This is a genomic window from Stenotrophomonas sp. PUT21, from assembly GCF_052232875.1.
GTDB lineage: Bacteria > Pseudomonadota > Gammaproteobacteria > Xanthomonadales > Xanthomonadaceae > Stenotrophomonas > Stenotrophomonas maltophilia_N.
In genome coordinates this window covers 3496986-3523354 of the sequence record NZ_CP197645.1, presented here as the reverse complement: position 1 = coordinate 3523354, position 26369 = coordinate 3496986, and the positions used below count along the sequence as shown (strand labels likewise).

The window sequence follows — 26369 nt, the reverse complement described above, 5'->3', positions numbered from 1 at the left end:
GTAACCACACATGAAAACGGGTACTCCCGAAGAGCACTGGCGAGAGGATTGCGCCCCCCGGCGGGTGCTGGAGCTGTTCAGCACCAAGTGGACCTCGATGGTGCTGCACACCCTGGCCGTGCGGCATGACGGTACCGCCCGCAGCAACGCGCTGCACCGCAGCCTGCCGGCCGTCTCCAAGAAGATGCTGATCCAGACACTGCGTGACATGGAGCATGCGGGGATCGTGCTGCGCACCGAGTACCCCACCGTGCCGCCCTCGGTGGAGTACACATTGACCCCGCTGGGGCGGCAACTGGTCGAACCGATCGAACTGATCTACGACTGGGCGCGCCGCAATGCTGGCGCCCTGGACGCGTTGCAGCCGCGCGCGACCTCACGTCGGCGCTGAGCAGGGCAGGCCAGCCGGATCGGGCAGAGTACGGCTCCCCTCCAGCGGATCGATGCCGTGGCGGCCTGACAGAATCAGCGGTCAGTGCGGTGTGGTACCGGCAAGCCCTCAGGCGCGCTGTGACAGTGCGGACCGACCCTGCCAGGCCTCACTTTTGTCCTGTCGTCTCCAGCGCCGCCTTTTCAGCCGCGGTCAACGCACGATGGCCATAGCTCAGCACCCGGGTCATCTGCCATTGCCCGTCCTTGTGCTGCCAGACCATCACGAACTTCGCGCTGCCTTCGCACTTGCCGGTCGCCACCTCGCAGAAGCGGTGCTCGCCTTCCTCGATCGCGCCGAAGTTCTTGATCGGGTACACCCTGAGCGTGCCTGGAACGCGTTCGCGACGGACCTTGTGGCAAATGTACTTGCGCGTGTTGGAGACCACCGTGTCGCGATCGAAGGTGGCCCCGCCGCTGTCGTGATAGAACTCGACGGTAGGCGAAAAGTAGCCGGCAAAGGTCTCCAGGTCGCAGCGGTTGTAGGCGTCGAAGACCTGGTCATCCAACCCGGTAATGGTGCGGGTGAGGGCGGCCGCGTCTTCGGCCTCCTCGCCAGCGGATGCCGCCAGGGGCGCGAGCATGCCAGCGGCTACGAGCATGGCGGCGACAACAGCGGGGAAGCGTTTCATCGGCAGTGCCTGCTTCAATCGGACCAGAGCGGGCCCCACTTTTCGCATGGGCTGGGACGCCCTTCAAGTGTCATTCGGACGGAGGACCTCCGGGACACGGGATGACGGGCGTGCGCCCGGCCCGCTACAGCGTGCTGGAGTCCACCACTTGGCGGCCGGCCTGGGTCAGGTCGATGTCGCCATCTTCCGCCTGCGCGGCATAGCCGGCCCGGACGGACCAGTTGGCGGCCTCGTCGCTGACCGGCCGCGTGGCGTTGATATCGCGCAGGATCTGCCGCTGTTCGTCCGTCAGGCGCGGCTGGGTGCTTCCGCTTCCGCTCATGGCGCGCGGACCTCGACGCTGATCGCGCCCTGGGCCAGCCGCGCGCGCTTGGCCCGCCGATGGTTCACCCACCACACCAGCCCCGGCAGGCCGTACAGCAGTGCACCGGCGAGCAGAAAAATCTTGAAGGCGGCATTCATGGCGGTCTCTCTCCGTGCGGCGTGGCGTAGTGCGTCGTGATCGGCCCGAGGTGCGGCAGCGTCCGAGCGGCCCTGCAGCAGCTCCCGGGCGTGATCCCAGCGCTAGTTCAGCGCAATCGCCGTGAAGGTGCTGTCCCTTCCTTCACTGTCGCACGTTCATGCGCTGCAGGGCCGCTGGCGGCGCCACTCTCTCACGACGCGCGGGAAGGGTGGCTTCACCCGCGGGCAACGCCGGACTGGGTCAAGTTGGCAGGTGGCCGGTCCGCTCCTGCGTCCGACGCTAGGTCATGGCTTGTGAGGATCGACATGCAGCGCGGTGTGCATCTTTCGATCTGGCGAAGCAGGGCGTCCACAGAGGGTGATGAAGGGGGCAGGTGGGAGCCAATGCCCTTATGATCATCGGCGCTGGTCAGCAATGCTCGTCGGCTGGCCAACGTTCCCTTGTCGTACAAGGACTGTGCTTTGGCTGCCATTACCGACCCTCCTCCGCGTCGCCGCGCCTCCGCCTGGGGCCTATGCTCCTGCCTCTTTCTCGCCTTGGTAGCGGGACCTGCCCAAGCAAAGGCGGATGCCGCACTCGTGGCCTGGCCGGCGGGTATCTCAGGTGCGCCAGAGCGGATGGACGCAGGTCTAGCCGAGCTTGCGTGCGCGTTGCTGCAGGATGATCCCGCTGAGGAAGCATCACTCACGGAGGCACAGCGCAGCCAACTTCATCTGGTCGCGGGGCGCTACCCGGACGCATCGCGCTCGATACACGCGCTGATGGGTGCATTAGTCGAGAACGGGGAGGCAGCCCGCGCCCAGCGGTGGGTGCCATATCTGTTGTTTGCCCAAGCAGAGACTGGGCCTTTCAGCGATGCAGGTGCCAGCTATGCAGCTGCATTCCGCGCTTGGTTTGCCACGCTGGATGATCTGGCTGCCGTGCAGACGCATTACTGGTTCGTTGCCGACCTGCCCAGCGCGAATGGTCGGTTGCGCCAAGCCATCGTGGCACACGCGGGGCAGGCCGCCATCGCGCGGGCGGATGCACTCGAGTTGATTCGTCAGGCGGCCTTCGTGAAGACCTACCGCATGGCCGAACGCTTTTCGCCCGCGCTGATTCGCGAAGACGAGGACAGACGGTTTCTCATTGACGACAAAGCAATGATTGCCGCCGACGGGGGCGTGTTCCTCTCCGCGCACGTGGCCCGCCCGCGCAGGACTTCCCGTGCTGCGCTGCCGGCCGCAATGGTATTCACCATCTACGCCGACCCAGTACAGAATCGGAACGAGGCGGTGCAGGCGGCCGCACGGGGATACGCTGGCGTCGTGGTCGACGCGCGCGGAAAACGATTGGGCAATGGACCAATCGTCCCGTACGAACACGATGGCGAAGATGCGAACGCAGCCATCGACTGGATCAGCCGACAGCCTTGGAATGACGGTCGCGTAGTGATGTATGGCGGCAGTTACTCCGGGTTCGCCGCGTGGGCGGCGGCCAGCTACCGGCATCCCGCACTGAAGGCGATCGCGCCCTATGTGGCCGCGATTCCAGGCCTCGGATTGCCGATGGAGAACAACATCTTCCTGACCGCCAACTACGCATGGCCCTTCTATGTCGCCAGCAACCGACTGCTCGACAAGGAGATTTATGGCCAGCGCGAGCGGTGGAACGCCTTGAGCGATGCCTGGTACGAGAGCGGTCGTGCCTTCAGCGAGATTGACCAAGTGGATGGCATGCCCAACCCCTGGCTCCAGCGCTGGTTGCACCATCCCGACTACGACGCGTACTGGCAGGCCATGGTGCCTTACGGGGCGCAGTTTGCTGGTATCACTGTGCCAGCGCTGTCGATCACGGGTTACTACGATGACGGCCAGATCTCTGCGCTGCAGTACGTCAAGGAGCATGTCCGATACCTCCCGGCAGCCGACCACCGTCTGCTCATCGGTCCGTACGATCATTTTGGCGCGCAGGCGGCGAGCAAGCCCATGCGGTTGCGGGGCTACACGTTGGATGCTTCGGCGCAGTTCGATACCCAGGCCCTCACCTTCCAGTGGTTCGATCATGTCCTGGCTGGTGCTCCGCTTCCGGCGCTGCTTTCGGGCCGGGTCAACTACCAGCTGATGGGCACCGATCAGTGGTGGCACGCGGACTCGCTTGCTGAAGCGGGAGGTGATCAGGTGGCACTACATTTGTCACACGATGGCGAGGGAGACCGGTACCCCTTGACTCGCCAAGCACCCCGGCGTGCTGGATACCTCCGTCAGACGGTCGATCTTTCCGACCGCACTGCGCCGGTGCACAGCTATTATCCTTGGCCCATCGTCCAGGATGATGCGCCCGCCGAGAGCGGCCTGAGCTTTGTCAGCGCGCAGTTCGAGCAGGCCACCGACATCGTCGGCAGTTTTTCAGGGGATCTGAAGATCCGCATCAACAAGCGCGACGTCGACCTCGGTATTTCGCTGTATGAAGTGATGCGCGATGGACGTCGCATGCAACTGAGCTACTACATCGGCAGGGCAAGCTATGCGCAGGACATGACCAAGCGCAGACTGCTTACGCCCGGGAAGTGGACGCGGCTGTCATTCGATCGCACCCGCATGACTGGGCGTCGCATGGCTGCAGGAAGCCGTCTGCTGGTGGTTGTGGATGTGCTACGTGGGCCGGGCCAGCAGGTCAACTACGGGACCGGACGCGACGTGAGCAACGAGTCCGTTGCCGATGCGGGTGAACCACTACGCATCGACTGGCATTCAGACAGCGTTATCCGGGTGCCATTGCGGGTCGCGGCTGGCCCGTCCTCCGCATCGGAAAGCAGTCCGCGGTAGCGCCGCCCGGGCCTCACGCCCATCCCCGACCAGCCACGGATGCAGCAACAGGGCGCTCGACGTAGGACCGTCATCACTTCGTCGTCTGGCTCGCTTACAACGGGAGCCACTGGCGACGCCATGTTTGCTCATTGGGATGGGCCCTAAAGTTCATCCCAAACCCGCCGATACCGATGCGTCCTTCCGCCTGGAGTACGTGATGTCGGCCGTCCCCCGCCGCCTGTCGTTGTTCGTCGCCCGCCTGGGCGACCGGTTCCGCTTCCGTCTGGCCCAGCCGTCCCGGCTGGCCGGGCTCGGTCGTCTCAGCGTGGCACAAAAACTCAGGGCCAGCCTGCTGATCTGCGGCTTGGGCCTGTTCGCGGTGGCCGTCGTGTACGGCTGGACGCGCCATGATAACGAGCGCGCGGCCGAGGCGTTCGCGGCGCATCAGCAGGAGGCGGCACGGGCCGCCACGCTGGCGACCGAGATCGCCGATGCACGGCGGCTGCAGACGCGGTATGCCAGCACCTTCGAAGATGCTGACCGGGAGGCCCTGCAGGCCGCGCAGCAGCGCCTGCAGACAACGTTGGCGCACCTGCAGCGCGATCCGCACGATGCCGGCAGTGCCGGGGCACTGCGCGAGCTGGCGGTGCGTGCGGGTGACTTCGCCGAGGGCATCACCGCATTGAATGCCCGGGTGAATGAGATGGGGCGCGGTGATGCCGGCCTGCGTGCGCAGCTGGAGGCCGCGGCCGCCACGCTGGAAGCCAGCGTCGAGAGCAGCGCGAGCCCGGTGCTGATGGCCCTGCTGCAGAAGATGCGGCGCGAGGAAAGCCTGCTGCTGCTCACCGGTGATTCGGCGCACACCGATCGTGCCAGCGAACAGAAGCTGCCGTTCGATCTGGCGCTGGCGCAGGCGTGGCTGGGCGCAGACACGCAGGACGCGCTGCGCACGCAGATGGACGACTACCAGGGCGCGCTGTTGGCCTATACCGCTGCCCGCATCGGGCTGGATGTGGAAGCGCAGTCACTGGCTGAGACCGCCGCCCAGATCGGCCCCGGTCTGCAGGCGCTGCAACAGGCACAGACGCGGGCATTGGCGGCGGCACGTGAGCGACAGGCCGCGCGGGCCAGCACCATGGGGGTCGTGTTCGCACTGACTCTGCTGCTGGTGGCGGTGGTGCTGATCGCCACGCTGCTGCTGGTGCTGCGCGCGGTCCGTCAGCCGATCACCGATACGCTGCGCTTCGCCGAGGATATTGCCGAGGATCGGCTGGACACCGTCCTGCCCCTGCATAACCCGCACGATGAAATCGGCCAGCTGGCCGCACGCCTGCGCCACATGCAGCACCGGCTGCGTGAGCGGATCGATGCCGAGCGCGCCGTCGCGCGCGACAACACCCGCGCCCGCCAGGCGCTGGACTGCGCGCAGACCGGGGTGATGGTGCTCGACGGTGAGGGGCAGATCGGTTTCCTCAACCAGGCGCTGCTGGCCGAACTGCAGCTCACGCAGGCGGAGTGGAGTGGCCAGCCGGCGGCCGCCCTGCATCCGGCCTTCGCGACCCTGGTGCAGACACTGCGGGCCGGCCAGCGCGCCAGCCGCGAGATCGAGCACGCGGGCATCCGCTACCAGTTGGTGATCACCCCGATCGTGGACCACGGCCAGCTGCTGGGCGCAGCGGTGGAGTGGCGCAGCCGGGCGCTGGAAACCACAGTGGAGAATGAAGTCGCCGCACTGGTGGACGCCGCCGCGCGCGGGGAGCTGCACGGGCGGATCACGATGGAGGGCAAACAGGGCTTCGTGAGAACCCTAGCGCTGAGCATCAACCACCTGCTCGATACCTTCCAGAGCAACCTGTCCGGGTTGCAGGGCCTACTCTCGGCGCTGTCGCAGGGCGATCTGCGCGCGCGCATGCAGGGCGACTTCCACGGCGTGTTCGCGCGCCTGCGTGACGATGCCAACGCCACGGTGATGCAGCTGACCGACATCGTCGCGCGTATCCAGCAGGCCTCGCTGGCGATCAACCATGCCGCCGGTGAGATCGTCGCCGGCAACCACGACCTCTCCGGCCGCACCGAGCGCCAGGCGGCGCATCTGGAAGAGACCGCCTCCTCGATGGAGGAGCTCTCGGCCACCGTGCGGCAGAACGCGGACTCGGCGCAGCAGGCCAACCAGCTGGCGATCCGCGCGGCCGAGGTCGCGGCGCGCGGCGGTGAATCGGTGGCGCAGGTGGTGACCACCATGGCCGACATCGCGCTGTCCTCGCGGCGGATCGGCGAGATCACCGGGGTGATCGACGGGATCGCGTTCCAGACCAGCATCCTGGCCCTGAACGCCGCCGTGGAAGCGGCGCGGGCCGGCGAGCAGGGGCGCAGCTTCGCGGTGGTGGCCAGCGAAGTGCGGCTGCTGGCACAACGCAGTGCAGACGCCGCGCGCCAGATCAAGCAGCTGATCGACGCCTCGGTGGAGAAGGTCGACGTCGGCACACGCCAGGTCGATGATGCGGGCGCGACCATGGGCGAGATCGTCGGCAGCGTGCAGCGGGTGACATCGATCATGGCCAGCATTTCGGCCGCGTCGCAGCAGCAGACCGCGGGCATCGAGCAGGTGAGCCAGACGTTGCTGCAGATGGACGGCAGCACGCAGCAGAATGCGGCGCTGGTGGAGGAGGCCTCGGCTTCGGCGCGCGCGCTGGAGCGCCAGGCCACCCTGCTGGGCGAAGCGGTGGATGCCTTCGTCATGACTGCGCCGGCGTCCGCGCGCGTGCGGGCGACGGCCTGAGGCCGGCGTCAACACCGCACTCACGGGTCTTCACCGGCAGTGAGCCGGCGCTGTGGTTCGCTATTCTTCATCCATGAAGACCTCCACGCGCCGGCCGTCGCCCACTACTGCCCCGGATACCTTCGTGCGTGTCCGGGGCGCACGCGCACACAACCTCAAAAACGTGGATGTCGACATCCCGCGCGATGCGCTGGTGGTGTTCTCCGGCATCTCCGGCTCGGGTAAATCCTCGCTGGCGTTCGGGACGCTGTATGCCGAAGCACAGCGGCGCTACCTGGAGTCGTTGTCGCCGTATGCGCGTCGGCTGATCGACCAGGTCGGCGTGCCGGACGTGGACGCGATCGAAGGCCTGCCACCGGCGGTGGCCCTGCAGCAGCAGCGCGGCACCGCCAGCGTGCGTTCCAGCGTCGGCAGCGTCACCACGCTGTCGAGTCTGCTGCGGATGCTGTATTCGCGCGCCGGTACCTATCCGGCCAGACAGCCGATGCTGTATGCCGAGGACTTCTCGCCGAATACGCCGCAGGGCGCCTGCCCGAACTGTCATGGGCTGGGCTACGTATATGAAGTGACTGAACAATCGATGGTGCCCGATCCCTCGCTGAGCATCCGCGAGCGCGCCATCGCCGCGTGGCCGCCGGCATGGCACGGGCAGAACCAACGCGACATCCTAGTCACGCTCGGCTACGACGTGGACATTCCCTGGCGCGATCTGCCCAAGAAGCAGCGGGATTGGATCCTGTTCACCGAAGAACAGCCGGTGGTGCCGGTCTACCCCGGCTTTACCCCGGCCGAAACCCGCGCCGCGCTGCGGCGCAAGGAAGAGCCCAGTTACATGGGCACCTTCAGCGGTGCGCGCCGCTATGTGCTGCACACCTTTGCGACCACGCAGAGTGCGATGATGAAAAAGCGCGTGGCGCGCTACATGATCGGTGCGCAGTGCCCGGTCTGTGATGGCCGCCGGCTGAAGCGCGAGGCGCTCTCGGTGACGTTCGCCGGCATGGATATCGGCACCCTGTCGCAGCTGCCGCTCAATGCGATGGCGCAGGCGCTGCGTCCTGCAGCGGAAGGGCATTTCGACGCACCTACCGCCACCGCCACGCGCAGCCGCAGTGCAGGCCGCAAGGCGACCGCCAAGCGCGTCGCCGCCGGTGGCAATGCGCATGCCGGCGGCAGTGACGTACGCCGCACGCCGGATCTGTCCGAAGAGAAACGCATCGCAGCACAGCGCATCGCGCACGATCTGGTCGAGCGGATCGGCACGCTGCAGTCGCTGGGCCTGGGCTATCTGTCGATGGACCGCGCGACCCCGACGCTGTCGCCGGGCGAACTGCAGCGCCTGCGCCTGGCGACGCAGATCCGTTCCAGCCTGTTCGGGGTGGTGTACGTACTGGATGAGCCCACCGCCGGCCTGCATCCGGCCGATGGCGAGGCCCTGTACGACGCGCTCGCCCAGCTCAAGGCCGGTGGCAACACCTTGTTCGTGGTCGAGCATGATCTGGAGATGCTGCGCCGCGCGGACTGGCTGGTGGATGTCGGCCCCGGTGCCGGTCAGCATGGCGGCCAGGTGCTCTACAGCGGACCGCCCGACGGACTGCGCACGGTCAATGCCTCGGTTACCGCGCCCTATCTGTTCCAGGACGCCACAGGCCCGCGGCGCACGCCGCGCACGCCCTCCGGCTGGCTGGGCCTGCAGGGCATCCATCGCAACAATCTGCATGGCGTGGACGCGCGCTTTCCGCTTGGCGCGTTCACGGCGGTGACCGGCGTCTCCGGCTCGGGCAAATCCAGCCTGGTCAGTCAGGCGCTGGTGGAGCTGGTCGGCGAGCATCTGGGGCAGGAGCCGGTGATCGAGGAAGCCGACAGCGAGGTGCCGCAGCCCAGCCGCATCGAACGCACCCGTGGCCGCTTGAACGGGGCCAAGGCGATCAAGCGGCTGGTCAATGTGGATCAGAAGCCGATCGGGCGCACGCCGCGCTCCAACCTGGCCACCTATACCGGCCTGTTCGATCATGTGCGCCGGCTGTTCGCCGGCACGCGCTCGGCCAAGGCGCGCCGCTACAGCGTCGGCCGCTTCTCCTTCAACGTCGCCGCCGGGCGCTGCGAGACCTGCGAAGGCGAGGGTTTCGTCCACGTCGAACTGCTGTTCATGCCCAGCGTCTACGCACCGTGCCCAACCTGTCACGGCCAGCGCTACAACGCCAAGACGCTGGAGGTGCAGTGGAACGGCCGCAACATCGCGCAGGTGCTGGCGATGACGGTGGAGGAGGCGTTGGCGTTCTTCGCCGACGAGCCGCCGGTGCAGCGGCCGCTCCAGCTGCTGCGGGACATCGGCCTGGGCTATCTGCGCCTGGGCCAGCCCGCCACCGAGCTGTCCGGCGGCGAGGCGCAGCGGATCAAGCTCGCCACCGAGCTGCAGCGCAGCCAGCACGGCAACAGTCTGTACGTGCTGGATGAGCCGACCACCGGCCTGCATCCGGCCGACGTGGACAAGCTGATGACGCAGCTGCATGGCCTGGTCGATGCCGGCAACACGGTGGTTGTGGTCGAGCACGACCTGCGCGTGGTGGCCGACGCGGACTGGGTGATCGATGTGGGTCCGGGTGCGGGCGAGGAAGGTGGCCGGATCGTCGCCGAGGGCACGCCGGCGCAGGTCAGCCGGGCCAGGCAGGGCGCCACCGCGCGCTATCTGCGCCGCTGGTTTCCGTGAGCGCCGCGGCGTTGCTCAGTACACGTCGCGGCGGTAGCGTCCATCGTTGAGCAGGGCATCGACCGCATCGTTGCCCAACACCTCGCGCAGCACCGCATCGACGCCCTCGGCCATGCCATGCAGCGAGCCGCACACGTAGACACTGCCACCCAGGTCCACCCACGCGCGCAGTGCCTCCGGTGCCGCGCGCAGACGATCCTGCACATAACCACCGCCATCGGCATCGCGCGAGAACGCCAGGTCCACCCGGCTCAGGTGGCCCTTGGCCTGCCAGGCCTCGATTTCCTCGCGATAGATGAAATCGTGCGCGTGCGTGCGTTCGCCGAACACCAGCCAGTGGCCGCGGTCGCCCTGCGCGTCGGCTTCACGCAGCAGGCTGCGCAGGCCGGCGATGCCGGTACCGTTGCCGATCAGCAGCATCGGGGCGTGCTCGGGATGGCGATGGAAGCCGGTGTTGCGACGCACGCGGGCAGGGATGCGGTCCGCCCCGGTGGCATGCACGCACAGCCAGCCCGAGCCCAGCCCATGGCGGCCATCGGGCAGAGCGGTCAGGCGGATCACCAGCTGCACGGCCCCATCGGCCGGTACCGAGGCGATCGAGTACTCGCGATGGGGCAGCGCCGGCAGCCGCGCCAGCCAGCGGGCGGCATCGGGTGCTGCCGCGGCAGCGATCGCCTCCGCGGTCTCCGGCAGCACGCGCGCGGCAGCCGCTTCGGCCAGCGTCGTGATCCGTCCATCCACCGTTACCGGCGCCTGCGGGTCCAGACCATTGCGGGCCAGCACCGTCAGCACATGCGCACGCGCGTGGCGGGGCGCCATCTCCAGAATGTCACCGGCCTGCCAGTGCGCGTGTGCCGGCGGCTGCAATGCCACCTGCCAGATCGCCCCGGCGGCGCTGCCCGGGTTGAGCAGGGTGCGTGCATCCAGTGCCCATGGCTGCAGCTCGGCCGGCGCCGGCAGCGGAGTGTGGTCCTCAACCCCGGTCAGCATGGCCAGCTGCTGCTGCCACTGCGCCAATGCAACGGCATCGGTGCGGTCCACCTCGATGCTGGCGAACAACCGCTGCGCACCCTGCGCTACCAGCCAGGTGTCCACCTGACGCGGGAAACCGCAGAAGCGTGCGTACTCGCGATCCCCCAGCCCAAGCACGGCATACCGCATCCCCGGCAGCGCAGCGGAGTGCGACAGCACCCATCGCTCGAAGACACGCGCGGCATCCGGGGCTTCGCCATCGCCGAAGGTGCTGATGACGAACAACGCCTTGTCCGTGCCCGCGAGCAATGCGGCATCCACCTGCGCGAGCGGGCGGACGTGCACCGGCAGACCCGCCGCCTGCAGCTGCGCAGCGGTGCGCCAGGCCAGCTGTTCGGCGAAGCCACTCTGGCTGGCGAATGCCACCAGCCACGGCTGCCCGGTGCCGGTGACTGTGGCCAGGGGCAGGCGCGAGGCGCGCACCTCGCGCTTCCTGCGGCGGCGGTCCAGATACAGCATCCAGCCGGTGATGAAGAACACCAGCATGCCCAGGCTGGACACCATCACGATGATCCGCCCCGGCAGCCCGAAGAAGCTGCCCGAGTGCAGCGCGAACACACTGACGATGATCTTGCCGCCGGCGTTCTTGCTGCGGTAAGGCTCGTAGGAGAGCAGGGCACCTGTGGACGGATCGAGCTGGAGGATGTCCTGCGCGCGGTCGTGCGCAGTGTTGTTTCCCTGCACGCGGCCGCTCAGCGCACGGCCTGGTTTGGCCGGGAAGCGCAGGTCGATGTAGCCACGTCGCACGCCCTCCAACCCGTACAGGGTGGCCTGCACCTTGCCCAGGTCCAGAGGGCCGCCGCTGGTGCGCGGCTGGTTCTGCTCGGCCGCGGGGCCGCCCAGCAATGCCGTTGCGCCTTTGCGGTACCAGTCGAACGACCACCACAGCCCGGTCAGGGCGATCATCAGGTACACCAGCAGCACCCAGGTGCCGACCACCGAGTGCAGGCTCCACAGGAAACTGCGGCCGCTGCGTGACCACTCCACCGCCAACCAGGTGCGCCAGTGCCACCAGCGTCGCGGCCAGCGCAGGTACAGCCCGGAAAGACAGAAGAACACCAGCGCGATCGCGCAGCTGCCGGTGATCAGGCTGCCGCGTTCACCGCTGACCAGGTGGCGATGCAGATCTTCGACGAAGGCGAAGACGTCCAGCCCCTTCAGCCCGGTCAGCACGGCACCCGTGTATGGATCGAAATAGCGCCAGTTCGCCTGGCCGCCTTCGAAACGCGCCACCGACAGGCGCTGCCCGGTGGCATCCACGCGCAGCCGCTGCAACGGCTGTGGCATGTCTTTCTGAAGCCGCGGCAGCAGCGCGGTCAGAGCCAGCGGCTGCTCGCCGGCCGCATGCCGCTGCACCACCTGCGCCAGCGGCGGGTTGGCCGCGCGCATGATCTCGTCTTCGAAGGCCAGCGTGGCCCCGCTCAACCCCATCACCGCCAGAACCGTACCGGCGGTAATGCCCAGCAGCCAATGCAGCTGGAAAATGATGGTCTTCAACATGGGGGCGGTCCGGCGGCAAGGCGAAGCGCGCCCGGCGGTGGATGAGAATGGATCTCGTCATTGTTGGGTGCGGGCCTGGGGCGGTCAATAGCCAGGTCGGGCCCGTACGGCCTCTCGATCAGACGTTCACCTTGGCCACGCAGGCGTCAGTGCGTTGCCCACGCCTCGATCTCACCGGCCGCAAACGGCCCCAGCTTCTGTTTCACGATGCGCCCCTGCGCGTCCACCAGTACCGAATACGGCAGCAGGCCCTGTGCATTGCCCAGGCGCACGCTGGCATCGGCTGGCCCGGGCGTATCGAGCACGATCGGGTAGGCCACCGGGATGCGGGTCAGGAAATCGCGCACGCCTTCGGGTGTATCCAGCGCCAGCCCGAGCACCTGTACGCCGCTGGCACCCTGCGCGTCGGCAAAGGCGGTCAGCGCGGGCATTTCCTCCACGCAGGGGCCGCACCAGCTGGCCCAGACATTGATCAGCAGCGGACGCCCGCGGAAGCTGGCCAGGGCCAGCGGTGTCCCCTGGAGGTCCGGCAGGGTGATGGCCGGGATCGGATCACCCGGTTGGGCAGCGACCACCGCCGGCCGAGGCGGTGGCGGAGCCTCGGCCGGGCCTTGGCCATGCCCGGCGAACCACATGCCCGCGCCGATGCCGAGCACGGCCGCGATCACGACCACCACGACCGTCCGGCGTGGTGGCCGCAGGCTCATCGCGCGGTCCGCAGCAGCGCTTCTTCCACCAGCGCCTGGGTCAGCACCGTGGGCAGCACGGTCGGCGGTGCGCCCGGGCCGTAGACCACATACAGCGGCACACCGACCGCTTTATGTTCATCCAGGAACGCGGTGATCTGCGGGTCGACATTGGTGTAGTCGCCGCGCATGTAGACCGCGTTGGTCCGGCGCAGGGTGTCCTGGAACGCGTTGGTGCCCAGCACCGCGCGCTCGTTGGCCTTGCAGGTCACGCACCAGTCGGCGGTCATGTTGACGAACACCACGCGGTTGTCCTGGCGCAGCCGGTCCAGCATCTGCGGCGAGTACTCCACCACGTTGTCGCTGGCCACCTGTGCGGCCTTGGCCGTCGGATCCATGCGGGTCACGCCCCAGATCGGGTACAGCGCGCCCAGGGTCAACAGCAGGGCCAGCAGGCCGCCCACGCGCTGACTGCGCCAGCGGCTGCGCTCGAACCACCACAGCGCCAGCGACAGGATCACCAGGCCGCCCAGCACCAGTGCCATCGCATCCACGCCGCGCTGCTTGCCCAGCACCCACAGCAGCCAGATCGCGGTGCCGTACATCGGGAAAGCCAGCACCAGCTTGAGGGTTTCCATCCACGCGCCGGGGCGCGGCAGGCGGCGGGCGAGCGAGGGCACGAAGCCGATCAGCAGGAACGGCAGCGCCAGGCCCAGGCCGAGGGCCAGGAACACCAGCATCGCCTGCAGCCCGGGCGCGGCGAAGGCGTACGCCAGTGCCGGGCCCATGAACGGGGCCACGCACGGGCTGGCCACCACGCAGGCGAGCACGCCGGTGAAGAAATCGCCGACCGGGCCGCTGCGCGAGGCCAGCGACTGGCCGACGCCGCCCATGCTGCCGCCCAGGGTGAACACACCCGACAGGCTCAGGCCCACGGCAAACATCAGGTACACCAGCGCGGCGATGAACCACGGGTGCTGCAGCTGGAAGCCCCAGCCTGCGGCCTGGCCAGCCGCACGCAGCGCGATCACCAATGCACCGATCGCGGCGAAGGCGACCAGCACGCCGGCGGTGTACCAGAGCGCATGGCTGCGCGCGCGCTGACGGCTCTCGCCGCTCTGCGCCACGCCCAGCACCTTCAGCGACAGGATCGGCAGCACGCACGGCATCAGGTTGAGGATCAGGCCACCGGCCACGGCGAACAGCAGCAGCACCAGCAGATTGCCGGGTGCGGCGGCCGGCGCCGCCGGCGGCGGCGTGCGCTGCGCGTTGTCGGCGCTGGCATCGGGGGTGGCGGCGGTGTCGCCCGGCACGGTCAGCGCCGGTTCGTTCGGGCGGATCAGCATCGGCTGGCTGCCGGCGTCGCTGCGGCCCTGGGCGCGCTTGTCGCGGTTGGGCAGCGGTGCGATTACCTCGGTCTTCTGTGCGACCTCATCAGCTGCCGCGTTGACCTTGCCGGCCGGCAGGGCCAGCTTCACCCGGCGCGTCATCGGCGGGTAGCAGATGCCATCGGTCTGGCAGCCCTGGAAGGTGATCACCAGGGTGGCGTCGGTCGCCCCGGCAGCGCTGCGGCGCAGCGGCAGCGGCACGTCGATCTGGTCGAAATACACCGCCACGTCGCCGAAGTGCTCATCGCGGTGCGATTTGGCGGCCGGCCACGTCGGCTTGTCCGCGCGGATGCCCGGCGCGCCTTCCAGCGCCAGCGAGGTGCGGTCGCGATACAGGTAGTAACCCGGCGCCGGCGTGAAACGCAGCAGCACGGTGTTGCCATCACCGACGATCGCATCGAAGCCGAACGCACGCTCGGACGGCAACGGCAGCGCCTGGGTGGTGCTGGTGCCGGGCAGGCGCAGCCCGCTGCCGCTGTTGCCGGCCAGCGGGTTGTTGAACGGGGAGGCGGCGCTACTGGTGGCGGCAGGTGCCGCGCTGGCAGTGCCACTTCCACCGGCCGGCAGCTTCACCTGCAGCGTGCGCTTCTGCGGCGGGTAGCACACGCCGGCGTCGGCGCAGCCCTGGTAGCGCACTTCCAGCGTGACGGTGTCGGTGCCATCGGCCGCCTTGCCCGGCAGGACCCCGGTCAGGCGCTCGCGGTAGGTTTCCACCTCGCCGAAGAAGTCATCGTGGTGCTTCTTGCCGGCGGGCAGCTGCAGCGCCTCTGCATCGAAGCCGGCTTCAGCCTTGACCGTGGTGCGGTGGCGATACAGGTAGTAGCCCGGGGCGATCTTCCAGCTGATCTCCACCCGGTCGCGGTCACGCGCCTGCGCCGTGAGCCCGAAGGCCTCATCGACCGGGAGCAGATCTTTTTCGCTGACGGCCCAGGCCGGCAGGGAGAGCACGAGCAACGCGCACAGCGCGGCAACACGACGAAACAGCGTCATCAATCACTTTCCTCACGGGTCTGCGCCCGAATCCAATCCAGGTACGCCGGTAGGCCGGCGCGGGTTTCGACCGCGATGCACTCGGGGAGTTCATACGGATGCAGGGCCTGCACGCGCGCGATCGCGGCGTCCAGGCGGCTGCCGGTGGTCTTGATCACCAACTGGACCTCATGGTCCTCGGTGACCTCGCCCTGCCAGCGGTAGGTCGAATGCGCCCCGTCCAGGCGCGTCACGCACGCGGCCAGGCGTTCGTCCACCAGCGCATGTGCCAGCCGCGTGGCGCAGGCCACGTCGGGGCAGGTGGTGAACAGCAGGAAGACGGGATCGGCAATCGACATGACCGCCGAGTATAGGACCGCCGGAGGCCAATGGTCCGACCGGCGCCGCAAGGGGGCGCCGGCCGGACGGTGTCAGTTGGCCAGCTGGCAGGTCGCTGGCTTGGCCGAGGTGAACAGGGCCGGGGTGGCCCATTCGGGGTGATCGATGAACGGATTGCGGTTGCCCTGGAAACTGAAGATCACCTCGTTGCGAGCGCGTTCTGCCGCGTCCGGCTGGTCGGACAGGTGCCAGTCGATCAGGGTCGAGAGCAGCCCCATGTAGGCCGGCGAGGCCGAAGTCTTGACGATCCTGCTGCGGTCGTCGGTCAGCTCCAGGTCGGGCTCGGACTGCCCGGTTTTCGCATCGTTGCCCCCTTCATAACGGATCGCCATGTACATCACCGCACGCGCCATATCGCCCTTGCGGTGGCCCCACACCTCGAACGAGCCGCCGTTGCCATCCGGTGTGCGCACCCAGTTGGAAGTGCCCGGGTAGCCGCCGCTGCCGCCGCCGGATCCGTTGTTGGATTCGGTCGCGCGCTCACCGCAGTTGCTGTCGCATCTGGCATAGGGCTTGTTGCCGCGGTCCGCATTCCACTGCGCATCGGTCAGATACAGCATGTGGGTGTCGGTGTAGGGCGCGTAGGGCAGGCCTTTGTCGCCGGTGGTGCTGGCAAAGCCCAGCGAGTTCGGCCAAGTGTGTTCGCGGTTGTAGGTCAGCCCGCTGCCCGTGCCTGCGCGCCCACTGACCTTGGTGTAGCTGCGGTTGCGATACGCATCGAGAATCCTGCCGCTGTTGTTGGGATCTTCGTCGGCGATCTCCAGGATGGTCCAGGTGCTGGTGCCCGAGCCGCTGTACGGGTAGGCGGTGTGGCCCTTGATGGTCTCGTGCAGCGAGCAGCGCAGCTGGCTGGGGGTGGCGGTGTTCACCTTCGCGTAGTAGTCGCCCGGGGTGCCGGGGTTGCCCGGATCGGGCGGGGTGGCGGTGGCCACGGTGAAGGCGATGCGCGTATCGGCGGCCGGGCGCGCGCCCTGGGCATCCTTTACGCGGGTGGCGCGGATGTCGAAGCGGCAGGCTTCCCCCGCCACCAGCGCGGTGTGGGTGGCCAGCGTGAAGCGGGTACTGGTGGTCGGGTGGCTCAGCGCGACCGTGCCGGACTGGCCGCAGCTCAGCGCGAAGGCGCCGCTGGAGAGCGTGACCGGCTCACTGAAAGTGACGCTCAGGTCGGCGGCGGCCGGGAAGGTGCTGGCGCCCTGTTCGGGGGTGGTCGCGGTGACCGAGGGCGCCGTGTTCGGGCCGGTCGGGCCACCGCCGCTGAAGGTCTGGCCGGGGTTGCAGGCGTCGAAGGTCTGCCCGGCCGATTCCGCCCAGGTGAAATGCGCGTACTGGCTGCCGGTGCCGGTCAACTGCAGGGAGGTGCCCGGGGCGGTGCTGTTGGTCTCGCTGACCGGGAGGTTCTGGCTGGTCAGGCCCGCCGCGGGGCCCCCGGCGGCGGTGATGGTGCCCTCGTAGCTGAGGAACTGGACCACCTTGCCGCTGGCATCGACCAGAGCGATGCCGTCGTTGGGACCGTTCTGGAGGCCGTTGGTGGGGTAGTTGACCGTGGCCAGCCGGGCGCTGCCGCAACTGGCGGTGCCGGCCGGGACGGCGTTGTTGGCGTAGACCGCGGCGGCCGAGGGGGTGCTGCCGTTGTAGAGGTAGAGCCGGTAGCCGGACAGGTCCTCACCGGCGGTGGCGACCACCTCGATCGCCTCGCCCACATCCCCGGCCGGGGTGCTGTCGTCGTAATGCAGTTCATTGATGAATACATCGGCCCGGGCCGGGCTGGTGGCAATTACCAGCAGGCAGGCCAGGGACAGCGGCGTCAGCAACCTCATCTACGGCTCCTTGTGATTGGTCAGTGCCGCTCGAATCTACGCAATCCAGATGACACATCGATCGGCCTGTCGGGTTCGACCTTTCGCATTGAGAACTGGGTCAAACATTCACGTCCCGGTGCCGGCCGGCAAAAAAATCCGGCCGGGTGCCCTTGAAAGGGCAGGGGCCAGCACCATCTCTGCTCTGTCCCGCACCGTCGGGTTTTTTCGTGAGCGTGGCTGGCAGTCGCCCTGTGCGAGTGCTAACATCGCCAGACTTTCCTAGACCAATCAACAACTTAAAAGGGTCTCACATGAGCATCAAGCCGCTTCATGACCGCGTCGTAGTCAAGCCGATCGAAGCCGACGAAATCTCGTCCGGCGGCATCGTGATTCCGGATTCCGCCAAGGAAAAGTCGACCAAGGGTGAAGTCGTGGCCGTCGGCCCGGGCAAGCCCCTGGACAACGGCAGCGTGCGCGCGCCGTCGCTGAAGGTCGGTGACAAGGTCATCTACGGCCAGTACGCCGGCAGCAGCTACAAGTCCGAAGGCGTCGAGTTCAAGGTTCTGCGCGAAGACGACATCCTCGCCATCGTCGGCTGAGTGGGCGTCGCCGGGCCTGGCCTGGCGCTGCCGGATATTGCTTCGTTCCGTCATTCATGACGCCGGGCTTGGCCCGGCTCAACAAAAAAGGTAATCGCAATGGCTGCCAAAGATATTCGTTTCGGTGAAGACGCCCGCGCCCGCATGGTTCGCGGCGTCAACGTTCTCGCCAATGCCGTCAAGGCCACCCTGGGCCCGAAGGGCCGCAACGTCGTGCTCGAGAAGAGCTTCGGCGCGCCGACCATCACCAAGGACGGCGTCTCCGTCGCCAAGGAAATCGAACTGGCTGACAAGTTCGAGAACATGGGCGCGCAGATGGTGAAGGAAGTTGCTTCGCGCACCAACGATGACGCCGGCGACGGCACCACCACCGCCACCGTGCTGGCCCAGGCCCTGATCCGCGAAGGCGCCAAGGCCGTCGCTGCCGGCATGAACCCTATGGACCTCAAGCGCGGTATCGACAAGGCCGTGATCGCCGCCGTCGCCGAGCTGAAGAACATCTCCAAGCCGACCGCTGACGACAAGGCCATTGCCCAGGTCGGCACGATCTCGGCCAACTCGGACGAGTCGATCGGCAACATCATCGCCGAAGCGATGCGCCGCGTTACCAAGGAAGGCGTCATCACCGTTGAAGAAGGCTCGGGCCTGGACAACGAGCTGGACGTCGTCGAAGGCATGCAGTTCGACCGTGGCTACCTGTCCCCGTACTTCATCAACAACCAGCAGTCGCAGACCGCTGACCTGGATGATCCGTACGTGCTGCTGCACGACAAGAAGATCTCCAACGTGCGCGACCTGCTGCCCGTGCTGGAAGGCGTCGCCAAGGCCGGCAAGCCGCTGCTGATCATCGCCGAAGACATCGAAGGCGAAGCGCTGGCGACCCTGGTGGTCAACACCATCCGCGGCATCGTGAAGGTCGTGGCCGTCAAGGCACCGGGCTTCGGCGACCGTCGCAAGGCGATGCTGGAAGACATGGCCGTGCTGACCGGCGGCACCGTGATCTCCGAGGAAATCGGTCTGTCGCTGGAAAAGGCGACGATCAAGGACCTGGGCCGCGCCAAGAAGGTGCAGGTCTCCAAGGAAAACACCACGATCATCGATGGCGCCGGCGAGAAGGCCAACATCGAAGCGCGTGTCACCCAGATCAAGACCCAGATCGAAGACACCTCGTCGGATTACGACCGCGAGAAGCTGCAGGAACGCGTGGCCAAGCTGGCCGGCGGCGTTGCCGTGATCAAGGTCGGTGCCTCGACCGAAATCGAAATGAAGGAAAAGAAGGATCGCGTCGACGACGCCCTGCACGCGACCCGTGCAGCCGTTGAAGAAGGCGTGGTCCCGGGCGGCGGCGTTGCGCTGGTCCGTGCGGTCACCGCGCTGAGCGGCCTGAAGGGTGCCAACGAAGACCAGAACCACGGTATCCAGATCGCCCTGCGCGCGATGGAAGCCCCGCTGCGCGAAATCGTGGCCAATGCTGGCGAAGAGCCGTCCGTGATCGTCAACAAGGTCAAGGAAGGCACCGGCAGCTTCGGCTACAACGCGGCCACCGGCGAATTCGGCGACATGCTGGAATTCGGCATCCTGGACCCGACCAAGGTGACCCGTTCGGCGCTGCAGAACGCGGCCTCGATCGCTGGCCTGATGATCACCACCGAAGCGATGGTTGCCGAAGCCCCGAAGAAGGATGACGGCGCTGGCGCAGCTGGCGGCGGCATGGGCGGTATGGGTGGCATGGGCGGCATGGACTTCTGATGTAGAGGCCGGCCATCGGTCGGCACCTGCCATCCGCCACCGCAGTACAAAAACCCCGCCGGAAGGCGGGGTTTTTTTGTGCGCGGCTTACGGGCTCACAGCGCGCTGGTGGGCGTCTCGACCTCGTCCTGCAGCCAACCCAGGAAGGCTGCGATGGCCGGCGTCTCCTCGGCGCCGGGCAGGGTGACGGCGTAGTACGCAAACCGCGTCGGCCAGGGCTGATCCAGCACCACCGCCAGCCGCCCGCTGGCCACTTCGGCGTCGACATACAGGTCGCGCACCAGCGCGATGCCCTGGCCCGCCTCCGCGGCACGGATCAACAGCACGTCATCATCGAACGCCGGGCCACGCTCGATGCGCGGGTCGGGTGGCAGGCCGAGCGCGCTGAACCACAGCGACCAGTCGCTGCGGTCTGAATCCTGCAGCAGCGGGTACTGCAGGCAATCCACCGCCGAGTGGATGGGTGGGCCGTTGGCGAGCAGTGCCGGGCAGGCCACCGGCAACAGCACCGGCGCCGCCAGCGGGCGTGACACCAGGCCGGGATACGCACCCAGACCGTGGCGGATGGCGATGTCGATACGGTCGCGACGCAGATCCACCAGCGTCGATGAGGCCTCCACGCGCACTTCGATCGCCGGGTGACGTTCGGTGAACCGCCCCAGCCGCGGCACCAGCCAGGAGGCGGCAAAGCTGGGCACGGTGCTGATCGTCAGTGTCTGCCGCGCATGGATGGCGTCCAGGGTGGCCATGCTGTCCTGGATCTGATCGAACGCGCGCAGCAGGGCAGGGTGCACCTGTGCGCCGGCCGCGGTGAGGGCGACACCATGGGGGGTACGGGTGAACAGCGTGACGCCGGTGCGCGCCTGCAACAGCTTGAGCTGCTGGCTGATCGCGCCCGGCGTGACCCCCATGACCGCAGCAGCGGCCTTGAGGCTGCCATGACGCCCGGTTTCGACGAAGGCGCGCAGCGCGAGCAGGGGAAGGACGGCGCCCATGACCTTAGATTTTCTCTCTTGATAGTGCAGGAAGAATCGTTCTACACGGCGTGCTGCCCTGCGTAGCATCGTGATCATGTTGATTCACGGTGGTTTAGTCCAGCTGCATTGCATGTACCCGGTTGCCCACCGCAATCGACATGCGCTGCCATCGCGGCGCGACGCCGTGACATGAACCTCCTCCCCCCTCCACCGCCCGCCAAGGAGACCGCTGTGTCCCCCGCTTCGCTGCACCTGTACACCGACAGCTCGCCCAACGGCTTCAAGATCACCATCGCGCTGGAGGAACTCGGCCTCCCTTATGTGCTGCACCACGTGCGTATCGACGCCGGTGAGCACCGCCATCCCGATTTCCTGCAACTGCATCCGCACGGCCGCATTCCGGTGTTGGTCGACGAGGCGACGGGTATCACCGTGTTCGAATCGGCTGCCATCCTGCTGTACCTGGCCGAGCAGAGCGGACGCCTGTTGCCCCACGCGCCACGCGCGCGCTGGGAGGCAATCACCTGGCTGATGTTCCATGCCGCCAGCGTCGGCCCGATCCTCGGCCAGCGCGTGCATGTCGAGATGTTTGCCGAGGAGCGCTACGCACCTGCGATCGAACGCTATCGGCGCCTGAGCGGGGAGTTCTTCGCCACGCTGGACCAGCGCCTCACCGAGCGCCCATGGGTGGCAGGTGAGGCGTATTCGATCGCCGACATCGCCGGTTACGGCTGGACCCACATCGCGCAGTTGATCGGCTTCGATTTCAGCGCGTACCCGCACTTGAGTGCATGGCACCTGCGCATGTCACAGCGGCCTGCGGTGCAGCGCGGCGTGCAGCTCCCCGAACCGGCCACCGGCCCCTGATCCAGGCATGACCATGATGACGCAGTTGACCGATATCACCGCGATGCAGGCTCCGCTGACCGGCGCCTCCGCCCCGATGTTCGCCCGGCATGCCGGCTACCAGCGCATGTTCCGCGACGGTGCGCTCACGCTGGGCGTGTTCCTGCCATTGCGCTTCTACCAGGGCGACATGCAGGTGCTGGCCGGCCAGGCCGACCTGGTGAGCCAGCTGGACCGCGACGGTTTCGCCGCGACCTGGGTGCGGGATGTGCCGTTGTTCGACCCGCTGTTCGGCGATGCCGGGCAGGTGTTCGATCCGTTTACCTATCTGGCCTTCTTGGCGGCGCGCACCGAACGGCTGGCGCTGGCCACCGGTAGCGCGATCTTCTCGCTGCGCCACCCGATCGATCTGGCAAAGTCGGCGGCCACCATCGACCAGCTGTCCGGTGGGCGCCTGGTGCTGGGCATCGCTTCGGGCGATCGTCCGGTCGAGTTCCCTGCGTATGGCCTGCAGCATGCAGACCGCGGCGAGCGCTTCGCCGCATCGGTGGCCTACGTTCGTCAGTTGATGCAGCACGGTTCCCTGCATATCGAGTCGCCACTGGGCGCGCTGCAGGGCGTGGAACTGTTGCCCAAGCCAGTGGCCGGGGCGATTCCGCTGCTGGTGACCGGCACCTCGCGGCAGACACTGGACTGGGTCGGGCAACATGCCGATGGCTGGCTGACCTATCCCGGGGCAACCCATCATGCGGCCGGGCCGCGGCGCTTGGCCGACAAGATCCAGGCCTGGCGCCGGCTCATTCCCGACGGGGGTTTCCGCCCGCATGTCACCAACGAGTGGCTGGATCTGGTCGAGGACCCGAACCATCCACGCACCCCGCTCAATGGCGGCTACACGTTGAGGACCGGTCGTAACGGATTGATCGATCTGCTCGGCGAGTGGCAACGTGCCGGCGTGAACCATGCTGCGCTGGGCATCCAGTTCTCACAGCGCCCGACGGCCGAGGTGCTGCAGGAACTGGCCGAATACGTGCTGCCCTTGTTTCCCTCGCATGATGGGCCTTTACCGGCGCGTGTGCGCTGGTAAAGGGACGGCCGGAATCCCTGCGCTATGGCTGGGCGTGCCCGTCGCCGCGGATGGCGGGGTCGGCGAGGCGTGCACGCCGGTCCAGCCATAGCTTGGTGGGCAAATACGTCAGCAACGCGCCGATCAGCATGCCCTGCGAAAAGGCCATCGGAAACTGGCTGGCCACCGCGGCGCCCACGGCCATGCCGACCAGGCTCGCTCCTGCGGCCTTACGCTGACGCTTCAGTTGTGCGGCGCTGGCAAGATGCCGTGCCCGCACGGCCTCGCGCTTGGGATCGGGTTGCAGCATGGCATCCGCCACGGCGTCAGCTTGAGAAGGGTCCATCCGCGTGTCCTTGCGTCGGTGGTGATGGCGTCATGCTGCCGTGGGACGGCGCCCGCGTAAACCCCCACTCGCGCGTGGCTCAGTGCGTTGCGGGACGTTGCAGGCAGATGCGCGCTGCCCCCGCACTGATGTCCACCTGGCTGCCGAGCATCGCGTCGGCGCCCAGGATCAGCGCAGGCTGGTCCTCCAGTCCAATGGCCTTGAACACCGGCAGCGCACTGATCCTCACCTCAAACGCAGGGTGCTGCCAGGTGCCGCTGCGTAGTGCAGGCAAGGTATAGAGCCAGCTCGGCTGCGGTTGTCCGCCCAGGCCTTCCGTTCCCTTTTCGCGAGGCGTGACCCGTGCATCGCTGCCATCGGTGCGCAGCCCCAACGCACGCGCGGCGGCGGCATTGAGCACGGTCTGGGCTGCCCCGGTATCCACCACCGCAATCGCCTCGATGCCCGCCTCGCCCAACTGTGTGGCGATGAAGCCGAAGCCTTCCAGTCCACGTCGTCGCGAGGGTAGGGCGTTGGCTTGGCAGTGAGGCCCATCATCAAGCTGCCCCGCCGTCCACAACTGCAGTTCACTCGCGGCGAAATCCCACCGGGTGTCCCAGCGGCGCGTAAGGTCGTTGCCGAGGATGCCATCGACGGTGATCGCCTTGTCGGGATTGGAAAGGCGCGACAGGTCCGCGTGCATGCCGACGATCGTCAGCTTCACCGTGCCGATCGCCCAGTCGGTCTGCCGCATGCGGTTCGCCGTGGCGCTGCTGGCAGACGCACCGCGGATCTGCCCGGCGGTCGCGTCGTCGGTATTGTCCAAGCCGTAACGACGGGCGATGCGGCTGTCCACCAGCGTGGCACCTGCCGCGCTGTCGACCACGAAGCGCAACGGCTCGGCCTGGCCATCCAGACCCACGGCGACGCTGGGATGCATGGCCTGCATCCACATCGGCAGGACATGTTCGGGTGCTGGTGCTGCAAGGGTGGCGGCCAGCAATGGGAGCAGGGCAGGGTGCATGGGAGAACGCCGTGGGAAGGAGCGGTGATTGATCCTCACCGCCGTATCGCGGGAATGTCCGCGTTGATACCGTCCGGATACAGACCTGCCCGATACTGCCCGCATGAACCGCAGCCCCGAGATCGTCGTGGTCGACGATGACACCAGCATCCGTGATGCACTCGCCGAGTGCCTGGAGCGGCATGGCTTCCGTGTGCGCGTGGCCGCCGATGCAGTCGCGCTGGACCACCTGCTGCAGGTCCATCGGCCCGACGCGATCATCCTGGATTGGATGATGCCCGGTGAGGATGGCCTGTCGGTCTGCAGGCGGCTGCAGGCACGTGCGATTCCGATCCTGATGCTATCGGCGATGGGGGCCACGCCCGACCGCGTCATCGGCCTGGAGATGGGCGCCGACGACTACCTTGCCAAGCCGTTCGACCCGCGCGAACTGATCGCGCGCGTCCGCGCGCTGCTGCGCAGGCAGGAGAAGCTGCGGGGGCAGGCTGTTGCCGAACTGCGTTTTGCCGGGTGGCGGCTGCTGCCGGAGCAACGCCGCCTGTTCGCGCCCGAGGGCGCCGAGGTTGTGTTGAGCCGGGGCGAATTCGCCCTGCTGCAGGCCTTGGCCGAGCGCCCCGGGCGGGTGCTTGACCGCGAGCGGTTGATGCAGCTCACGCGCGGCGATGCGCACGAGAGTGTCGATCGCGCGGTCGACCTGGCGGTCAGCCGCCTGCGCCGCAGGTTGGCCCATGCGGCGGCCGGTGGCGATGCACTCGTGCAGACACTGCGCGGCGAGGGCTACCGGTTCGATGCGGCGGTGGAGGTACTGTGACCCGGCACTGGTCCACCACCACCTGGATCGTCATGCTGGCCGTGAGCAGCCTGCTGTTGGCCACGCTGGTCAGCCTGGCGGTGATCGGCTGGATGCCCCGGCCTGCGCCGCCCCAGATGCGGCTGGATCATGCTGTGCAGGTGCTGCGCGGTGAACGGGCCCCGGCGGCCGAGGGAATGCGGGTGACGCTGCGGGATGCGCCGCCCAGCGGTCATGCCAGTCCCTGGTTGACACAGTTGACCGCCCACCAGCTGGCGCTGCCTGTCGAGCATGTCAGGCTGGTCTGGAAAGGGACGGGCAATGCGCCCGATATCAAGGTGTACTCCCGTGGCACCCCGGTGGACGCGCTGGCCGATCCAGAAGTGCTGCGTGCGCAGGGCCTGGCACTGGCGGCCCTGCAATGGCCACCGTTCGAGCTTGGCGTGCAACGCGCCGATGGCCGCTGGCAGGTGCTGGGCAGTGACCAGGGCGACGTGGTGGCGTGGCGACGCCAGGTATTGTTGGCGCTGCTCGGCGGCACTGTCCTGCTGGCACCGCTGACGGCATGGGCGGCGCTCCGGATCGGGCGCCCGCTGCGCCGGCTGGCCGACGCGAGCGCTGCTGTGACATTGCAATCCAGCATGCTGCTGCCCGACGACGGCCCACGCGATGTCCAGATGCTGGCCAAGGCCATCAATGCCGGTCGTGAACGTCTCCGCGAGCAAGCGCAGGACATGACGCGCATGCTGGCAGCGGTCGCGCACGATCTGCGCACGCCACTGACCGGGCTGCGCCTGCGCGCCGAATTCGCACCGCCCGCGCAGGCGGCGCGGATGGTGGCCGACATCGAACGCATGAACGCAATGATCGAACAGGTCCTCGACTACGCCCGTGGCGAACTGGAACCCGCCTCGATGCTGCCGCTGGACATGGCGGCCCTGCTGGACGAGTGCGTGCAGTCCGCGCGCCTGCGCGGTGTGGACATCCACAGTGGCCTGACCGGGCCTCTGCCATGGCACGGTGATGCCCTCCTGCTCAGGCGCGCACTGGACAACCTCATCGACAACGCCGCGCGCTATGCCGGCACGGTGGAAGTGGACGTGCGCACCACGGGCGACGCGCTGTGGCTGGAGGTCGCCGACCGCGGGCCGGGTATCCCCGATGGCGAAAAAGCCCGGTTGCTGCAGCCTTTCCAGCGGCATGAAAGCTCGCGCAACCGCGCCACCGGCGGCACCGGTCTGGGGCTGGCGGTGGTCCAGGGCGCGGTTCGCCAGCACGGCGGTCAGCTCTGGCTGCTGGACAGGCCGGGCGGCGGGTTGATCGTACGGATGCAGGTGCCCGCAGTAGCGGCAACGTAGGCGCCGAGCCTTTCTCTCAGAGCGCAACGACGATATAGTTAGCCGCCGTATTATGTCGAAGCC

Annotated in this window: 21 protein-coding genes; 10 read left to right on the top strand and 11 right to left on the bottom strand. The window is 67.6% G+C overall.

The features are described 5' to 3' along the window. Positions 1 to 10 precede the first annotated feature (10 nt). Positions 11 to 391: a winged helix-turn-helix transcriptional regulator gene (locus ACTT2I_RS15950; protein WP_088433629.1), complete on the top strand. Its 381-nt coding sequence runs from the start codon at positions 11 to 13 to the stop codon at positions 389 to 391. A 148-nt stretch (positions 392 to 539) separates the two neighbouring features. Here ACTT2I_RS15950 and ACTT2I_RS15945 read toward each other — a convergent pair whose 3' ends face one another. From ACTT2I_RS15945 to ACTT2I_RS15935, 3 genes are all read right to left on the bottom strand, one after another. Beyond that, entirely contained in the window at positions 540 to 1079 is a 540-nt protein-coding gene (locus ACTT2I_RS15945) for a nuclear transport factor 2 family protein (RefSeq protein WP_421098879.1), read from the bottom strand. A 106-nt stretch (positions 1080 to 1185) separates the two neighbouring features. Next, the gene (locus ACTT2I_RS15940; RefSeq protein WP_421098880.1) at positions 1186 to 1383 is read right to left on the bottom strand and encodes a hypothetical protein; all 198 of its coding nucleotides are present in this window, start codon (positions 1381 to 1383) and stop codon (positions 1186 to 1188) included. Then, positions 1380 to 1523 (bottom strand): hypothetical protein, encoded by a 144-nt coding sequence (locus ACTT2I_RS15935; protein ID WP_019183543.1) that lies wholly within the window; start codon positions 1521 to 1523, stop codon positions 1380 to 1382. Before ACTT2I_RS15935 ends, ACTT2I_RS15940 begins: the two co-directional genes overlap by 4 nt. A 618-nt stretch (positions 1524 to 2141) precedes the next feature. Here ACTT2I_RS15935 and ACTT2I_RS15930 point away from each other — a divergent pair. The 3 genes from ACTT2I_RS15930 (at position 2142) to ACTT2I_RS15920 (ending at position 9799) form a co-directional block, all read left to right on the top strand. Further along, the gene (locus tag ACTT2I_RS15930) at positions 2142 to 4331 is read left to right on the top strand and encodes a CocE/NonD family hydrolase (protein ID WP_421098881.1); all 2190 of its coding nucleotides are present in this window, start codon (positions 2142 to 2144) and stop codon (positions 4329 to 4331) included. 199 nt (positions 4332 to 4530) lie between these two features. After that, entirely contained in the window at positions 4531 to 7092 is a 2562-nt protein-coding gene (locus tag ACTT2I_RS15925) for a methyl-accepting chemotaxis protein (protein WP_421098882.1), read from the top strand. 73 nt (positions 7093 to 7165) lie between these two features. Further along, a complete protein-coding gene (locus tag ACTT2I_RS15920) occupies positions 7166 to 9799 on the top strand; it encodes an excinuclease ABC subunit A (RefSeq protein ID WP_421098883.1) in 2634 nt (877 codons plus the stop codon). A gap of 15 nt (positions 9800 to 9814) precedes the next feature. On the opposite strand, the gene ACTT2I_RS15915 is transcribed toward ACTT2I_RS15920, so the two are convergent. The 5 genes from ACTT2I_RS15915 to ACTT2I_RS15895 form a co-directional block, all read right to left on the bottom strand. After that, complete coding sequence (locus ACTT2I_RS15915; RefSeq protein WP_421098884.1) at positions 9815 to 12331, bottom strand: PepSY domain-containing protein; 2517 nt, start codon at positions 12329 to 12331, stop codon at positions 9815 to 9817. 146 nt (positions 12332 to 12477) lie between these two features. Further along, positions 12478 to 13038, bottom strand: coding sequence for a TlpA family protein disulfide reductase (locus ACTT2I_RS15910; protein WP_421098885.1), 561 nt, complete (start codon positions 13036 to 13038; stop codon positions 12478 to 12480). Beyond that, the gene (locus ACTT2I_RS15905) at positions 13035 to 15395 is read right to left on the bottom strand and encodes a protein-disulfide reductase DsbD domain-containing protein (RefSeq protein WP_421098886.1); all 2361 of its coding nucleotides are present in this window, start codon (positions 15393 to 15395) and stop codon (positions 13035 to 13037) included. Before ACTT2I_RS15905 ends, ACTT2I_RS15910 begins: the two co-directional genes overlap by 4 nt. Next, positions 15395 to 15733, bottom strand: a complete 339-nt coding sequence (gene cutA, locus ACTT2I_RS15900; protein WP_088433636.1) for a divalent-cation tolerance protein CutA — start codon at positions 15731 to 15733, stop codon at positions 15395 to 15397. Before cutA ends, ACTT2I_RS15905 begins: the two co-directional genes overlap by 1 nt. Positions 15734 to 15805: 72 nt before the next feature. After that, positions 15806 to 17590, bottom strand: a complete 1785-nt coding sequence (locus ACTT2I_RS15895) for an endonuclease (protein ID WP_421098887.1) — start codon at positions 17588 to 17590, stop codon at positions 15806 to 15808. A 293-nt stretch (positions 17591 to 17883) separates the two neighbouring features. On the opposite strand from ACTT2I_RS15895, the gene ACTT2I_RS15890 reads away from it, so the two are divergent. Together ACTT2I_RS15890 and groL are read left to right on the top strand one after the other, a co-directional pair. Next, positions 17884 to 18171, top strand: coding sequence for a co-chaperone GroES (locus tag ACTT2I_RS15890; protein ID WP_019183551.1), 288 nt, complete (start codon positions 17884 to 17886; stop codon positions 18169 to 18171). Positions 18172 to 18270: 99 nt separating this feature from the next. Beyond that, the gene (gene groL, locus ACTT2I_RS15885) at positions 18271 to 19920 is read left to right on the top strand and encodes a chaperonin GroEL (protein WP_019183552.1); all 1650 of its coding nucleotides are present in this window, start codon (positions 18271 to 18273) and stop codon (positions 19918 to 19920) included. 95 nt (positions 19921 to 20015) lie between these two features. Here groL and ACTT2I_RS15880 read toward each other — a convergent pair whose 3' ends face one another. Further along, complete coding sequence (locus ACTT2I_RS15880) at positions 20016 to 20915, bottom strand: LysR substrate-binding domain-containing protein (RefSeq protein ID WP_421098888.1); 900 nt, start codon at positions 20913 to 20915, stop codon at positions 20016 to 20018. Between the two features lie 213 nt (positions 20916 to 21128). On the opposite strand from ACTT2I_RS15880, the gene ACTT2I_RS15875 reads away from it, so the two are divergent. Both ACTT2I_RS15875 and ACTT2I_RS15870 read left to right on the top strand, forming a co-directional pair. Next, the gene (locus ACTT2I_RS15875) at positions 21129 to 21764 is read left to right on the top strand and encodes a glutathione S-transferase family protein (protein ID WP_421098889.1); all 636 of its coding nucleotides are present in this window, start codon (positions 21129 to 21131) and stop codon (positions 21762 to 21764) included. 7 nt (positions 21765 to 21771) lie between these two features. Then, positions 21772 to 22830, top strand: a complete 1059-nt coding sequence (locus tag ACTT2I_RS15870; protein WP_421098890.1) for an LLM class oxidoreductase — start codon at positions 21772 to 21774, stop codon at positions 22828 to 22830. A 22-nt stretch (positions 22831 to 22852) separates the two neighbouring features. Here ACTT2I_RS15870 and ACTT2I_RS15865 read toward each other — a convergent pair whose 3' ends face one another. Further along, on the bottom strand, positions 22853 to 23155 hold the full coding sequence (locus ACTT2I_RS15865) for a hypothetical protein (protein WP_293979765.1): 303 nt from the start codon (positions 23153 to 23155) through the stop codon (positions 22853 to 22855). A gap of 79 nt (positions 23156 to 23234) precedes the next feature. After that, on the bottom strand, positions 23235 to 24158 hold the full coding sequence (locus tag ACTT2I_RS15860) for a pepsin/retropepsin-like aspartic protease family protein (RefSeq protein ID WP_421098891.1): 924 nt from the start codon (positions 24156 to 24158) through the stop codon (positions 23235 to 23237). A 103-nt stretch (positions 24159 to 24261) separates the two neighbouring features. Between ACTT2I_RS15860 and ACTT2I_RS15855 the strand changes: the two genes are divergently transcribed. Next, positions 24262 to 24969, top strand: a complete 708-nt coding sequence (locus tag ACTT2I_RS15855; RefSeq protein WP_421098892.1) for a response regulator — start codon at positions 24262 to 24264, stop codon at positions 24967 to 24969. Positions 24970 to 25001: 32 nt separating this feature from the next. After that, positions 25002 to 26306 (top strand): HAMP domain-containing sensor histidine kinase, encoded by a 1305-nt coding sequence (locus tag ACTT2I_RS15850; protein WP_421099396.1) that lies wholly within the window; start codon positions 25002 to 25004, stop codon positions 26304 to 26306. The last annotated feature ends 63 nt before the right edge of the window (positions 26307 to 26369 follow it).